At 53.9% G+C, this 13,569-nt stretch carries 11 protein-coding genes, 6 tRNA genes and 1 other RNA gene; 8 read left to right on the top strand and 10 right to left on the bottom strand.

The genetic code is table 11. The features are described from left to right. Nucleotides 1–67 precede the first annotated feature (67 nt). Both ligA and FHC52_RS10005 read left to right on the top strand, forming a co-directional pair. Nucleotides 68–2,083, top strand: coding sequence for an NAD-dependent DNA ligase LigA (gene ligA, locus FHC52_RS10010; protein WP_220420060.1), 2,016 nt, complete (start codon nucleotides 68–70; stop codon nucleotides 2,081–2,083). Between the two features lies 1 nt (nucleotide 2,084). Further along, nucleotides 2,085–2,300 carry a DUF3820 family protein gene (locus FHC52_RS10005; protein WP_045894690.1) on the top strand — a complete coding sequence of 72 codons (216 nt, stop codon included), beginning with the start codon at nucleotides 2,085–2,087 and terminating at the stop codon, nucleotides 2,298–2,300. Here the strand turns inward: FHC52_RS10005 and FHC52_RS10000 are convergent. Then, complete coding sequence (locus tag FHC52_RS10000; RefSeq protein WP_045406113.1) at nucleotides 2,297–3,292, bottom strand: bile acid:sodium symporter family protein; 996 nt, start codon at nucleotides 3,290–3,292, stop codon at nucleotides 2,297–2,299. The two genes, FHC52_RS10005 and FHC52_RS10000, sit on opposite strands and share 4 nt — an antisense overlap. A gap of 89 nt (nucleotides 3,293–3,381) precedes the next feature. Here FHC52_RS10000 and FHC52_RS09995 point away from each other — a divergent pair, with 89 nt between their 5' ends. Continuing rightward, nucleotides 3,382–4,323 (top strand): LysR family transcriptional regulator, encoded by a 942-nt coding sequence (locus FHC52_RS09995; protein WP_008501597.1) that lies wholly within the window; start codon nucleotides 3,382–3,384, stop codon nucleotides 4,321–4,323. On the opposite strand, the gene FHC52_RS09990 is transcribed toward FHC52_RS09995, so the two are convergent. The 6 genes from FHC52_RS09990 to FHC52_RS09965 form a co-directional block, all read right to left on the bottom strand. After that, a complete protein-coding gene (locus FHC52_RS09990; protein WP_220420059.1) occupies nucleotides 4,314–4,655 on the bottom strand; it encodes a FlxA-like family protein in 342 nt (113 codons plus the stop codon). The two genes, FHC52_RS09995 and FHC52_RS09990, sit on opposite strands and share 10 nt — an antisense overlap. Nucleotides 4,656–4,781: 126 nt before the next feature. Then, nucleotides 4,782–4,910: non-coding RNA, RtT sRNA (locus FHC52_RS09985), on the bottom strand. A gap of 26 nt (nucleotides 4,911–4,936) precedes the next feature. Then, nucleotides 4,937–5,012 (bottom strand) — tRNA-Lys (locus tag FHC52_RS09980). A gap of 4 nt (nucleotides 5,013–5,016) precedes the next feature. After that, nucleotides 5,017–5,092 (bottom strand) — tRNA-Val (locus FHC52_RS09975). Nucleotides 5,093–5,121: 29 nt separating this feature from the next. Continuing rightward, nucleotides 5,122–5,197: transfer RNA gene (locus FHC52_RS09970), tRNA-Val, on the bottom strand. A gap of 41 nt (nucleotides 5,198–5,238) precedes the next feature. After that, nucleotides 5,239–5,314: transfer RNA gene (locus tag FHC52_RS09965), tRNA-Val, on the bottom strand. A gap of 258 nt (nucleotides 5,315–5,572) precedes the next feature. On the opposite strand from FHC52_RS09965, the gene gltX reads away from it, so the two are divergent. Then, nucleotides 5,573–6,988 (top strand): glutamate--tRNA ligase, encoded by a 1,416-nt coding sequence (gltX, locus tag FHC52_RS09960; protein WP_023294239.1) that lies wholly within the window; start codon nucleotides 5,573–5,575, stop codon nucleotides 6,986–6,988. A gap of 44 nt (nucleotides 6,989–7,032) precedes the next feature. Here the strand turns inward: gltX and FHC52_RS09955 are convergent, their stop codons facing one another. Together FHC52_RS09955 and FHC52_RS09950 are read right to left on the bottom strand one after the other, a co-directional pair. Next, complete coding sequence (locus tag FHC52_RS09955; protein ID WP_126289207.1) at nucleotides 7,033–7,425, bottom strand: YfeC-like transcriptional regulator; 393 nt, start codon at nucleotides 7,423–7,425, stop codon at nucleotides 7,033–7,035. Nucleotide 7,426: 1 nt separating this feature from the next. After that, nucleotides 7,427–7,789, bottom strand: coding sequence for a YfeC-like transcriptional regulator (locus FHC52_RS09950; RefSeq protein WP_008501593.1), 363 nt, complete (start codon nucleotides 7,787–7,789; stop codon nucleotides 7,427–7,429). A gap of 217 nt (nucleotides 7,790–8,006) precedes the next feature. On the opposite strand from FHC52_RS09950, the gene FHC52_RS09945 reads away from it, so the two are divergent. From FHC52_RS09945 to FHC52_RS09935, 3 genes are all read left to right on the top strand, one after another. Beyond that, nucleotides 8,007–8,082: transfer RNA gene (locus FHC52_RS09945), tRNA-Ala, on the top strand. A gap of 41 nt (nucleotides 8,083–8,123) precedes the next feature. Then, nucleotides 8,124–8,199: transfer RNA gene (locus tag FHC52_RS09940), tRNA-Ala, on the top strand. A 215-nt stretch (nucleotides 8,200–8,414) separates the two neighbouring features. After that, complete coding sequence (locus FHC52_RS09935; RefSeq protein WP_220420058.1) at nucleotides 8,415–10,604, top strand: EAL domain-containing protein; 2,190 nt, start codon at nucleotides 8,415–8,417, stop codon at nucleotides 10,602–10,604. Between the two features lie 44 nt (nucleotides 10,605–10,648). Here the strand turns inward: FHC52_RS09935 and FHC52_RS09930 are convergent, their stop codons facing one another. Further along, nucleotides 10,649–11,836: a NupC/NupG family nucleoside CNT transporter gene (locus FHC52_RS09930; protein ID WP_008501591.1), complete on the bottom strand. Its 1,188-nt coding sequence runs from the start codon at nucleotides 11,834–11,836 to the stop codon at nucleotides 10,649–10,651. Nucleotides 11,837–12,184: 348 nt separating this feature from the next. Between FHC52_RS09930 and FHC52_RS09925 the strand changes: the two genes are divergently transcribed. Further along, entirely contained in the window at nucleotides 12,185–13,423 is a 1,239-nt protein-coding gene (locus tag FHC52_RS09925; protein ID WP_008501590.1) for an Nramp family divalent metal transporter, read from the top strand. The last annotated feature ends 146 nt before the right edge of the window (nucleotides 13,424–13,569 follow it).

Genomic DNA, 13,569 nt, shown 5'->3' with positions numbered 1-13,569 from the left:
GACGCGTTATCTTCAACTCCTCCTCAACCCCCGCATGTCGGGGGTTTTTTCTCATTGATGGTGTGATATGGACTCAATCGAACAACAACTCACTGAACTGCGAACCACGCTTCGCCATCATGAATATCTCTATCATGTTATGGACGCGCCGGAAGTCCCGGATGCGGAGTATGACCGCCTGATGCGCGAGCTGCGCGAATTAGAGGCGCAGCATCCTGAACTCATTACACCGGATTCCCCCACCCAGCGCGTCGGCGCTGAGCCGCTGGGCGCTTTCAGCCAGGTGCGTCATGAAGTGCCGATGCTGTCGCTGGATAACGTCTTCGATGAAGAGAGCTTTCTCGCGTTTAACAAGCGCGTGCAGGATCGCCTGAAAAGCAGCGACGCTCTCACCTGGTGCTGCGAACTGAAGCTGGATGGCCTGGCGGTCAGTCTTCTCTATGAAAACGGCGTGCTGGTGCGTGCCGCAACGCGTGGCGACGGTACGACGGGCGAAGACATCACTACCAACGTGCGTACCATCCGCGCGATCCCGCTGAAGCTGCAGGGTGACAACATTCCTGCACGTCTGGAAGTGCGCGGCGAGGTGTTTCTGCCCCAGGCGGGCTTCGAGAAAATTAACGAAGAGGCACGTCGCACCGGCGGTAAGGTGTTTGCTAACCCGCGTAACGCGGCGGCGGGCTCGCTGCGCCAGCTTGATCCGCGCATCACCGCGAAGCGACCGCTTACGTTCTTCTGCTACGGCGTCGGTATTCTGGAGGGCGGCGAGCTGCCGGATACCCATCTCGGGCGTCTGCTGCAGTTTAAGGCGTGGGGCCTGCCGGTGAACAACCGCGTTCAGCTCTGCGACTCGCCGGAAGCGGTACTGGCGTTCTACCACAAGGTGGAAGCGGACCGTCCGACGCTCGGCTTTGATATTGATGGCGTGGTCATCAAGGTGAACTCGCTGGCGCTGCAGGAGCAGCTGGGCTTTGTGGCGCGCGCGCCGCGCTGGGCGGTGGCGTTTAAGTTCCCGGCCCAGGAACAGATGACCTTTGTGCGTGACGTGGAGTTCCAGGTGGGACGTACGGGGGCCATTACCCCGGTCGCTCGTCTGGAGCCCGTACAGGTGGCCGGCGTGCTGGTGAGTAACGCCACGCTGCATAATGCCGATGAGATCGAACGCCTGGGCCTGCGTATCGGTGACAAAGTGGTGATCCGCCGCGCGGGTGATGTGATCCCGCAGGTGGTTAACGTCGTTGAGTCAGAGCGTCCTGACGATACGCGCGAGGTTGTCTTCCCGACCCATTGCCCGGTGTGCGGCTCGGACGTTGAGCGCGTAGAAGGTGAAGCGGTGGCGCGCTGTACGGGCGGCTTAATCTGTGGCGCGCAGCGTAAAGAGTCGCTAAAGCACTTTGTTTCCCGTCGCGCAATGGACGTGGACGGCATGGGCGACAAGATTATCGATCAGCTGGTTGAGAAAGAGTACGTCCACACGCCAGCGGATCTCTTCAGGCTGACCGCAGGTAAACTAACCGGTCTGGATCGCATGGGGCCAAAGTCAGCCCAGAACGTGGTTAACGCGCTGGAAGCGGCAAAAGAGACCACCTTCGCCCGTTTCCTTTATGCGCTGGGCATTCGTGAAGTGGGTGAAGCGACGGCAGCAGGGCTGGCGGCGTACTTTGGTACGCTGGAGGCGCTGGAAAAGGCAAGCATCGAGGAGCTACAGAAAGTCCCGGATGTCGGCATCGTCGTCGCCACGCACGTCTTTAACTTCTTTGCTGAAGAGAGCAACCGCGAGGTCATCGGCCAACTGCTGGCAGAGGGCATCAAATGGCCTGCGCCGGTCGTCGTCAACGCCGAAGAGATCGACAGCCCGTTCGCCGGTAAAACGGTGGTGCTGACCGGCAGCCTGAGCCAGCTATCCCGTGATGATGCAAAGGCACGTCTGGTGGCGCTGGGAGCCAAAGTGGCGGGCAGCGTGTCGAAGAAAACTGATCTGGTGATCGCCGGGGAAGCCGCCGGTTCCAAGCTGGCGAAAGCCCAGGAGCTGGGCATTGAGGTTATCGATGAAGCAGAAATGATGCGTCTGTTAGGAGAGTAACGTGGAGAAAGAGCAGCTCGTTGAGATCGCCAATACGGAGATGCCGTTCGGTAAATACAAGGGCCGCAGGCTGATTGATTTACCGGAGGAGTATCTGCTGTGGTTTGCCCGTAAGGATGAATTCCCGACAGGGCGACTGGGCGAGCTGATGGCTATCACGTTACTGATCAAAACCGAGGGGCTGACCCAACTGGTGCAGCCTCTGAAACGTCCTTAAGCCTTCGCGGCGCGGGTCCCTTCCTGCGTCAGTTTTTCTGTCTGGCGCTTGTAGCGACGCGCCAGCACCGCGCAGACCATCAGCTGGATCTGATGGAAAATCATTAGCGGCAGTACCATCATTCCAATCACCGAGGTCGGGAACAGAATGTTGGCCATCGGGATACCGTTTGCCAGGCTCTTCTTCGAACCGCAGAACACAATCGTAATTTCATCCGCTTTGTTGAAGCCGCACTTGCGTGCCACAAAGACGTTTACTGCAATGACAATTGCCAGCAGGATGAGGCTGACCACCACGATAAAGAGCAGCGAACCAGCGCCCACCTTATGCCAGATCCCGTTCACGACCGCTTCGCTGAAGGCGGAATAGACCACCAGCAGGATCGACGACTGGTCGGTTTTTGAGATCCATTTCTTGTGCTTTGCCACAAATGCGCCCGTCCACGGACGCGAGAGATGCCCCAGCACAAACGGCAGCAGCAGCTGCAAACAGATTTTGCCGACCTGCTCAAGGTTACCTTCCGCGCCGTGCATGTTCATCAGCAGGCCCACCAGCAGCGGGGAGACGAAAATCCCCAGCAGGCTGGATGCCGATGCCGAGCAGACGGCGGCCGCAACGTTCCCTCCCGCCAGAGAGGTAAAGGCAATGGCGGATTGCACGGTAGCCGGCAGAATACAGAGATACAGAAAACCGGTATAAAGCGCCGGGTCGACGTTAACCGGTGCCCACCAGGCAAAAAGTACGCCGAGGATCGGGAAGAGAATGAACGTGCTGCACATCACCCAGAGATGCAGCCGCCAGTGGCTCCCCCCTGCGATAATCGCTTCTCGGGACAGCTTCGCGCCGTGCATAAAAAACAGCAGTGCAATGGCGGCCGTCGTCAGCCCTTCAAAGAACGGAACGAACCCGCCGCGAGCGGGAAAGAACGAGGCCAGTAAAACGGTAACGACCAGGGTGAGCGTAAACGGATCAACAATACGAAATAGTTTCATAATGACTCCTGAAAACAGATGTCGCTATTGTGCTTTTTTCCATTTGAGAAATAAAATTGATTTATTGCATCCATTCATGAATTAAACAGATGAATTATTCCTTACGCCAGCTCCGCATTTTCGTTACCGTCGCCAATGCCCGCAGCTTTAGCCGGGCAGGGGAGATGATTGGCCTGAGCCAGTCGGCGGTCAGCCACAGCGTGAAAGAACTGGAAAATCAGACCGGCGTCCGGTTGCTTGACCGCACCACGCGCGAAGTGGTGTTGACCGAAGCCGGGCAGCAGCTTGCTCTGCGCCTTGAACGGCTGCTGGATGAACTGAACAGCACGCTCAGAGACGTGGGGAGGCTGGGGCAGCAGCTTTCGGGTACCGTGCGGGTCGCGGCCAGCCAGACGATATCTGCACACCTTATCCCGCAGTGTATTGCCGAGGGGAACCATCGCTACCCGGACATTGACTTTGTGCTGCATGACCGGCCACAGCAGTGGGTACTGGAGAGCATCCGCCAGGGGGATGTCGATTTTGGTATTGTTATCGATCCCGGCCAGGTGAGCGATCTGGAGTGCGAAAGCGTACTTTCGGAGCCCTTTTTGCTGCTCTGCCGTGACGACGATCCGCTGGCCGCGTTGCCTGACGTCAGGTGGCAGTCACTGCAGGGCGCAAACCTGGTTTTACAAGATTATGCCTCGGGCAGTCGCCCGCTGATTGATTCCGCGCTGATGAATCAGGGGGTAAAGGCAGCGATCGTGCAGGAGATTGGCCACCCGGCAACGCTGTTTCCCATGGTGGAAGCCGGGATCGGCATCAGCGTGTTGCCCGCCCTGGCGCTTCCCCTGCCTCAGGGAAGTCGACTGGCCGTGAAGCGGTTGACGCCCGTTGTCGAACGAAAGCTAATGCTGGTGCGGCGAAAAAATCGTTCACTCTCGGGGGCGGCGCAGGCTATCTGGGAAGTGGTGCGTATCCAGGCACAGCGATTGACCGAGGCCCGCATACGCGATCCACTGTTTAACGCTTCAGAAGATCAGATGTAGATATCAATCTGGTTATTGTCTGATGGGCTATTCACACCTTCCACTTTACCCAGTTTTTGCTCCTGCTTTTTCTGGGCCTCTTCGGCCTGCTGGCGCTGCAGTGCGGCGAGCTGCGCCTGCAGCACTTTGATCTGGGTCTGAATCAGTTCCTGCTGCTTTTTCTTATCTTCCGTGCTGCCGGGACTGTTCGCCAGCTCTTTTAGCTGCTGAGTCAGCTTTTGGATTTTGTCGAGAATGCGGGTGATTTGCGCGGCGATATCGTTACCGCCAGAAGCCCCATTCCCGCCACTGCTGGTTTGAATAGGTTGGGTTGATGCCTGAATGGTCGTCATACTTTTTCCTCGCGTTATAAAACAGAGGTATCGGCACCGGCGGGATTAGCTTGAGGAAAATGGGGCAGGTTCACATTTTTTATATCGCAGATAGCAAAAAAGCGCCTTTAGGGCGCTTTTTTGCATTGGTGGGTCGTGCAGGATGACTCGCTTCGCTCGCCCTTCGGGCCGTCGCCGTAAACGGCTCCGGTGCCTCACTGCGTTCGGCTCGAACCTGCTGCAGGTTCGAATCATCCAGATCGCAGATAGCAAAAAAGCGCCTTTAGGGCGCTTTTTTACATTGGTGGGTCGTGCAGGATTCGAACCTGCGACCAATTGATTAAAAGTCAACTGCTCTACCAACTGAGCTAACGACCCGAAATGGTGGGCGATGACGGGCTCGAACCGCCGACCCCCTCCGTGTAAAGGAGATGCTCTACCAACTGAGCTAATCGCCCATTTCGGAACTGCTGCGATAAGATGAGAATGGTGGGCGATGACGGGCTCGAACCGCCGACCCCCTCCGTGTAAAGGAGATGCTCTACCAACTGAGCTAATCGCCCAATCTCAATCTTTATCTACACTGCGAGTCTACCGAAGTAGATGGTGGGTGATGACGGGCTCGAACCGCCGACCCCCTCCGTGTAAAGGAGATGCTCTACCAACTGAGCTAATCACCCCCGCTGTGTGGAGTCGCATTATAGGGAGAGTTGAAAATGAGTCAACGCATTTTCTAAAGTTTTTATTCGTTCGTCGTAAAATTAAGCAAAACGATCGCGAAACGGGCAGTGGCGCATGATTTCTAAACAAAAATCGCAAACTCGGGCCCGATTCAGGGAACAACATTGAGGAATCGCCGCACAGTGATAGAATATTGCCCATTGTTTTTTCCCCAGGATTTGCCGATTACCGGCATCTTTATAACGTAAGGCCATTTCATGAAAATCAAAACTCGCTTCGCGCCGAGCCCGACAGGCTATCTGCACGTCGGTGGTGCACGTACCGCTCTCTATTCCTGGCTTTTCGCACGCCACAACAAAGGTGAGTTCGTGCTGCGTATTGAAGACACCGATCTTGAGCGCTCCACGCCAGAAGCAATTGAAGCCATTATGGATGGGATGAACTGGCTGAACCTGGAATGGGATGAAGGTCCCTACTTCCAGACCAAACGCTTTGACCGCTATAACGCCGTTATTGATGAGATGCTGGTCGCGGGCACGGCGTATAAGTGCTACTGCTCCAAAGAGCGTCTGGATGCGCTGCGTGAAGAGCAGATGGCGAACGGTGAAAAACCGCGTTATGACGGCCGCTGCCGCCACGACCACAGCGAGCATGCTGCAGATGAGCCTTGCGTTGTGCGTTTTGCTAACCCGCAAGAGGGGTCTGTGATTTTTGACGATCAGATTCGTGGCCCGATCGAATTCAGCAACCAGGAGCTCGACGATCTGATCATCCGTCGTACCGATGGTTCTCCAACCTACAACTTCTGCGTCGTGGTTGACGACTGGGATATGGAAATTACCCATGTTGTGCGCGGTGAAGACCATATCAACAACACGCCACGTCAGATCAACATCCTGAAGGCGCTGAACGCCCCTGTGCCTGTTTATGCGCACGTCTCCATGATCAACGGCGACGACGGGAAAAAGCTGTCTAAACGTCACGGTGCGGTGAGCGTGATGCAGTATCGCGACGACGGCTATCTGCCAGAAGCGCTGCTGAACTATCTGGTGCGTCTGGGCTGGGCTCACGGTGACCAGGAGATCTTCAGCCGCGAAGAGATGATCGAACTGTTCTCTCTGAGCTCTGTCAGCAAATCCGCCAGCGCGTTTAACACCGACAAGCTCCTGTGGCTGAACCATCACTACATCAATACCATGCCGCCAGAATATGTGGCGACGTATCTGCAGTGGCACATTGAGCAGGCAAATATTGATACCCGCACAGGCCCTGAGCTGGCGGATCTGGTGAAACTGCTCGGCGAGCGCTGCAAAACGCTGAAAGAGATTGCTGAAAGCTGCCGCTACTTCTATGAAGAGTTTGATGCGTTTGATGCGGACGCCGCGAAGAAACACCTTCGCCCGGTTGCGCGTCAGCCTCTGGAAGTGGTGCGTGACAAGCTGGCTGCCATTACCGAGTGGACCGCAGAGAATGTGCATCACGCCATTCAGGCGACGGCGGACGAGCTGGAAGTTGGCATGGGTAAAGTCGGTATGCCACTGCGCGTTGCGGTGACCGGTGCGGGTCAGTCTCCGGCGCTGGACGTAACGGTTCATGCTATCGGCAAATCACGCAGCGTAGCGCGCATTAACAAGGCTCTGGACTTTATCGCTGAACGAGAAAATCAGCAGTAATAACGTCTCAGAGAAAACAAACGGCAGGGGAACCTGCCGTTTTTTTATGCTTCTTCTTCTGCAATACCCAGACGCTTAAGAAAGCCGTGAATGCCTTCGCGCTTCAGGAAGGTGTCCAGACGCTTCTGCTCTGCTGCAGTCATATTCTCCAGCGTCTCAATTATGCCCGGAAACAGGTTTGCAGAGGGGGCATTGTAGGCGGAGGTGGCCTCCGCGAGATGGTATACCGCCTGACGGTTGCGAATCGCCGGGAGACTCATAATGTGTTCCTTCACGCGCGCATCGACATGAATGAGCCGCGCGCGGCCGCCTTTCACGCCGTTGAGTCCTTCTGTTTTCCAGCCCTGCTGGCGAACCCAGCGATTAACCGTTTGCCTGGCAACGCCCAAACTCTCCGCCAGCTCTTCCGTGGTCATTTTGCTCCGTAATTTTTTCATATCAGTCCCGATCGCGAATCCCTAAACGTTGCAACAATCCGGTGATCCCTTCCCGCAGTAAGAGCGATGTCATCTGTTTCTGCTCTTCCGGCGTCATTTCATCAGCCAGCGTCAGGAGTAGGGTGTGAAGCGAACTGTTATGGCTGGTACCTTCTGCCATATCGGACGTTTCGCTTGCCCGACGTGCGCTGCGGATAAAGTCGCGGACTTTTTCGTTCACATGTACCAGTCGCGCTTTCCCGCCCTGAACGCCAGGTTTTGGTGACGTAATCCAACCCTCTTTGCGTACCCATTTATTGATGGTCTGTCGGCTATAGCCAGTGAGCAGGGCTAACTCTTCTGGCGTCATTCGTTCCTTGATCATGCAATTTCCTGAATATCAGTGGGGTTAATTAACGGCTCATTTTATAGCACCGTTTTACATGAAAACGTGACAGGCTTAACTCCTGATTACGAGCACGCTCGCAAAGTGATTCATTTGCATGATTTTTCGGCGATCGAACGGCGGTCATTGATTTTGCCGTTGACACTCCGCAGCGGAATTCATATTATGCCGCCCGTCAACATGACAGCTTTACGATGGGGCTATAGCTCAGCTGGGAGAGCGCTTGCATGGCATGCAAGAGGTCAGCGGTTCGATCCCGCTTAGCTCCACCAAACTCTGAACCCAACAGAGTGCGGTCAGTAAAGTCACATGTGGGGCTATAGCTCAGCTGGGAGAGCGCTTGCATGGCATGCAAGAGGTCAGCGGTTCGATCCCGCTTAGCTCCACCAAAATTGTAAACCCTCGTCAAATGACGAGGGTTTTTTTTATGTATTTGTAACGCCCGCCACTGGTTTTTGTTATCAAAAAGAAGGTATTCCCATACCTCACCTCAATCGAAATCAATAAACGTGTCTATAAATAGACTTGAACTTGATTCGCGCAATTAATAAACCTATTATCCATCCGGTCAATGATTCAGACGGATAATATACTCATCAGCTTAATGAATAGAAAAACGTACAATAATGTAAAGATATTTATAATTGCCCTGACACTTTGTCTGATTGCGGTACCTGTCTCCCGTTATCTCTCTCCACGCGCAATTGTTAATGGTCATGACGTTTATTTAGCATGGCTGCCGCTCAGCGTGATGCTGGCGGTAATTCTGCTATTTGGGCGCAGGGCTATTCTTCCCATTTTGTTAGGTTTTACTGTCACTAATTTATTCTATATTAATTTAGCACCGCTACAATATTCAGTTTTGCTGTTCTGTCAGACCTTTGCGTTGTTCGCGGCCTGCGGTCTGCTACGCCTCATGCTGGGCAAGCGCTGGCGCCACTCCATCCCTAACAAGCACATCGGGCTACGTATATTCTGGCTCGGTTTTATTGTGCCATTTGGTATTAAGCTGTCGATGTATATGGCAGGCTATTTGTTTGATTTTCCGGTGACTATCTCAACCTATTTCGGCGAAGGGATGGTAATTTATAATGTTGTGGATATTCAAAGCCTGATATGCGCGGGGCTGATTTTTACCATGATGTTCTATTACCCATTAAGAATGATAATTAATCCTCGTTATGCCGTCACCTTCTGGCGGCGAAGCGTGAAGCCCGTGTTTTATCACAAGAATCCATTATATATTTTTGTCTGGCTGATGCTTTTAGGCGCCATTCTCATCATTTTATGTGGTCCTTTTGAATCACCGGTCATTGCGGGCTATTTGATGCCGCTGATTTTTATTCTTTTTACCCTGGCAATAAGCCGCCTGACCTATGCGTTGATTTCTCTGCTGTGGGCCACCTCAGCGCTCCTGCTGTTGACCTACAACTACAACTTCCTGAACGGGGTCGAGTCGGGCCATTCACTCTCCTTTATCCTCTCCGTGCTGATTTCTTTCGCTATCTGCTTGCTTTACATGTCGCGCATTTACCAGCGCAGCGAGTGGCTGAAGCGGGGCTGGCAGGGCAGGGCGCTTACCGATCCCCTTACCGGTTTGCCCAATATTCGTGCGCTGGAAGATTATCTTGAGATTCACCCGGATGCCAAAGTGTGCATTCTGCGCATGGATAACCTGGAGTTTTTGAGCCGTCACTACGGGATTATCATGCGGGTCCACTGCAAACGTACGATCGCCACGTCGCTACAGCCACTTTTGCAGAAAGATGAGACGCTCTTCCAGCTTCCGGGAAGCGAACTGGTGTTGGTATTACTGGGGCCGGGAACCGCCGAGCGTCTCCAGCATATGGTCGATCGGCTGAACAGCCGTAAGATTTTCTGGAACAACACCGGGCTGGATATTGAATTTGGCGCATCGTGGGGAATGGTCGAAAACGGCGAAAAGCTTCATCACACGCTGGGACAGCTGAGCTGGCTGGCAGAGCAGGCCTGCGGAGAGCAAAACGTTCTCGCGCTCACGAATAGCCTTGAGGCGGCATCAGGACAAACGACAGAGCGTGTCCTGATGCTGGCGCGGATTAAGCATGCCCTTGAGGCAGGGCAGTTCCATTTATACGCGCAACCGATCCAGAAGGCGGACGGGAGCGGGTATTACGAAATCCTGGCGCGTATGGAGAGCGAGGGCGAGATCTTCACCCCTGACCGCTTTATTCCGCTGATTGCCCAGTTCAACCTCAGCCATCGGTTTGATATGTGCATTATGGAGAAATTACTGCTGTGGCTGCGCGATCACCCTGCAACACAGGCTGACGCCCGTTTCTCCGTCAATCTGATGCCGCTCACGCTGATGCAAAAAGAGGTGGCGACCGAGATTTGCGCGCTGTTTGAACGGTACGGCGTGGCATCTCAGGCCGTCGTGATTGAGATCACCGAGGAGCAGGCTTTTTCAAATTCAGGCACAAGTATCAACAATATTCAGCAGCTGCGGGATTACGGTTTCCGAATCGCCATAGATGATTTTGGTACTGGCTACGCCAACTACGAGCGCCTCAGACGCCTGCAGGCGGACATCATTAAAATTGACGGCTGCTTTGTGAAAGACATTTGTACAGACGACATGGATGCAATGATCGTCCAGTCGATGTGTAATCTGGCGAAGGCGAAATCGCTGTGCGTCGTCGCGGAATACGTCGAAACGCCGGCCCAGCGGGAGATGCTGCTTCGCTTTGGTGTGGATTACCTGCAGGGATACCTGATAGGCAAACCCAAACCGCTGGAAGAATTGCGGGCATAAAAAAACCGGGAGCCAGGCTCCCGGTTTTTGTTTAACGGTAAACGTTATAGAACCAGTGCCGCGATGGATGCGGATAGGACGCTTACCAGCGTAGAGCCGTAAACCAGCTTCAGGCCAAAGCGAGAAACCACGTTACCCTGCTCTTCGTTCAGACCCTTAATCGCACCGGCGATGATACCGATAGACGAGAAGTTCGCGAAGGAGACCAGGAACACGGAGAGAATACCTTCCGCGCGTGGAGAAAGCGTGCTGGCAATTTTCTGCAGATCCATCATCGCAACGAATTCGTTAGAAACCAGTTTGGTTGCCATGATACTGCCCACCTGCAGCGCTTCGTGAGCCGGAACACCCATCACCCATGCAACAGGGTAGAAGATGTAGCCCAGAATACCCTGGAAGGAGATACCCAGCACCGCGGCGAACAGGGCATTCAGTGCAGAAATCAGCGCAATGAAGCCGATCAGCATGGCGGCAACGATAATCGCGACTTTGAAACCGGCCAGGATGTATTCACCCAGCATTTCGAAGAAGCTCTGGCCTTCGTGCAGGTTAGACATCTGGATGTTCTCTTCGCTGGCGTCAACGCGGTACGGGTTGATCAGCGACAGAACGATAAAGGTGCTGAACATGTTCAGTACCAGCGCAGCCACCACGTATTTTGGTTCCAGCATGGTCATATACGCGCCCACGATAGACATGGAAACGGTAGACATTGCGGTTGCCGCCATGGTGTACATGCGGTTGCGGGACATCTTGCCGAGAATATCTTTATACGCGATGAAGTTCTCAGACTGACCGAGGATCAGGGAACTGACGGCGTTGAAGGATTCCAGCTTACCCATGCCGTTCACTTTGGATAACAGGAAACCAATTCCACGAATCACGAACGGCAGAACGCGGATGTGCTGCAGAATACCGATCAGCGCGGAGATGAAGACGATAGGGCAGAGAACCTTCAGGAAGAAGAACGCCAGACCTTCGTCGTTCATTTTACCGAAGACAAAGTTGGTCCCTTCATTGGCGAATCCGAGCAGTTTTTCGAACATTTCGGAGAAGCCTTTCACGAAGCCGAGGCCTACGTTGGAGTTCAGGAAGAACCACGCAAGTAAAACTTCAATGACCAGCAGTTGGACAACATAACGAATACGAATTTTTTTGCGGTCTGTGCTGACCAGCAATGCGAGTGCAGTAACGACAACAAGTGCCAGGACAAAATGAAGGACGCGGTCCATATTTGCTCCAAATATGAGGCAGGTTTAATTTTCGTGCACATTCTATGTAACAAGCGAAAAGAAAACGAGATCGAGGACACACTATAGTTACATCCTGTGACGAGTCTCAAAAATAGTGATCCACAATACATTTTTGTTATGTTAGGTAAATGAGTGAAAAGTTAAGTTTGTGTGCTAGTCTTCACAAAAGCATGCGCGATTTCAGTTTCAGTTAGATCGCCCCACTTACCCGCCCGTCTATCGTTCAAAGCTATCAGAGAAATCACTGCAAACTTCATAAATGATCTTGATAATCATTCTCATTTTGATAGCATTAAACATAGCAAAGGCTATATTTCAGAGGCAGAAATGACAAACAGTCGCGTAGAGGGTAGCAGTGGCAGAGCAGCGCGCAAGTTGCGGTTCGCATTAATGGGGCCTGCGTTCATCGCTGCCATTGGTTATATCGATCCAGGTAACTTTGCGACCAATATTCAGGCCGGGGCCAGCTTCGGTTATAAGCTGCTCTGGGTGGTCGTCTGGGCAAACCTGATGGCAATGCTGATTCAGATGCTCTCCGCAAAGCTGGGGATTGCGACGGGCAAAAACCTGGCGGAGCAAATTCGCGACCATTATCCGCGTCCCGCGGTCTGGCTCTACTGGGTTCAGGCTGAAATCATCGCCATGGCCACTGACCTTGCTGAATTTATCGGCGCAGCGATCGGCTTTAAGCTGATTCTGGGTGTGTCGCTGTTGCAGGGGGCGGTCCTCACCGGGATTGCCACGTTCCTGATCCTGATGCTGCAGCGTCGGGGTCAAAAGCCGCTGGAGAAGGTCATTGGCGGTCTGCTGCTGTTTGTAGCGGCGGCCTATATCGTTGAGCTAATCTTCTCACAGCCGAATCTGGCGCAGCTCGGTAAAGGGATGGCGATCCCAAGCCTGCCGACCTCGGAAGCGGTGTTCCTGGCCGCCGGGGTGCTGGGGGCGACCATCATGCCGCATGTGATCTATCTCCACTCCTCGCTGACTCAGCATCTCCACGGTGGGACGCGTAAAGAACGTTACTCCGCCACCAAGTGGGACGTGGCGATCGCCATGACCATCGCGGGGTTTGTCAACCTGGCGATGATGGCTACTGCAGCCGCAGCTTTCCACTTTAACGGTCATACCGGTATTGCCGATCTCGACCAGGCATATCTCACGCTGGAGCCGTTGCTGAGCCATGCTGCCGCCACGATATTTGGCCTTAGCCTGGTGGCTGCTGGTCTCTCTTCTACGGTGGTGGGTACGCTGGCAGGCCAGGTGGTGATGCAGGGGTTTGTCCGGTTCCATATTCCGCTGTGGGTTCGTCGTTCCGTCACCATGCTGCCGTCATTTGTGGTGATTCTGATGGGACTCGACCCAACGCGAATTCTGGTCATGAGCCAGGTGCTGCTGAGTTTTGGTATTGCGCTGGCGCTGGTGCCGCTGCTGATCTTTACCAGCAACAAAACTCTGATGGGCGAGCTGGTCAACTCAACGCTGGTGAAACGAACCGGGTGGGCCATCGTGGTGGTGGTCGTTGCGCTGAACCTGTGGTTGTTAGTGGGAACCGCGCTGGGTCTTTAACAAAAAAAGGAGCCGTGGAGGCTCCTTTTTGATTGTCATCCCTAAACCACCTCCTGGGGAGGTGGTGATTGATCCTGTAAGGCTATAGCCTGAAGAATGCCCATGCCGGAATATCTCTTCTTACTCACCACAAGTAAAAGGAGACA

It is taken from the genome of Enterobacter sp. EC_64 (assembly GCF_019584165.1).
Taxonomy (GTDB): domain Bacteria; phylum Pseudomonadota; class Gammaproteobacteria; order Enterobacterales; family Enterobacteriaceae; genus Enterobacter; species Enterobacter roggenkampii.
Note: the sequence above shows the minus strand (reverse complement) of the source record. Positions and strands in the feature narration are given on the sequence as shown.

Bases quoted from the DNA above. Each gene is read 5' to 3' on its own strand.
- ligA (WP_220420060.1), top strand. From the start codon at position 68: ATGGACTCAATCGAACAACAACTCACTGAACTGCGAACCACGCTTCGC.
- FHC52_RS10000 (WP_045406113.1), bottom strand. From the start codon at position 3,292: ATGAAACTATTTCGTATTGTTGATCCGTTTACGCTCACCCTGGTCGTT.
- FHC52_RS09995 (WP_008501597.1), top strand. From the start codon at position 3,382: ATGAATTATTCCTTACGCCAGCTCCGCATTTTCGTTACCGTCGCCAAT.
- FHC52_RS09990 (WP_220420059.1), bottom strand. From the start codon at position 4,655: ATGACGACCATTCAGGCATCAACCCAACCTATTCAAACCAGCAGTGGC.
- gltX (WP_023294239.1), top strand. From the start codon at position 5,573: ATGAAAATCAAAACTCGCTTCGCGCCGAGCCCGACAGGCTATCTGCAC.
- FHC52_RS09955 (WP_126289207.1), bottom strand. From the start codon at position 7,425: ATGAAAAAATTACGGAGCAAAATGACCACGGAAGAGCTGGCGGAGAGT.
- FHC52_RS09950 (WP_008501593.1), bottom strand. From the start codon at position 7,789: ATGATCAAGGAACGAATGACGCCAGAAGAGTTAGCCCTGCTCACTGGC.
- FHC52_RS09935 (WP_220420058.1), top strand. From the start codon at position 8,415: ATGAATAGAAAAACGTACAATAATGTAAAGATATTTATAATTGCCCTG.
- FHC52_RS09930 (WP_008501591.1), bottom strand. From the start codon at position 11,836: ATGGACCGCGTCCTTCATTTTGTCCTGGCACTTGTTGTCGTTACTGCA.
- FHC52_RS09925 (WP_008501590.1), top strand. From the start codon at position 12,185: ATGACAAACAGTCGCGTAGAGGGTAGCAGTGGCAGAGCAGCGCGCAAG.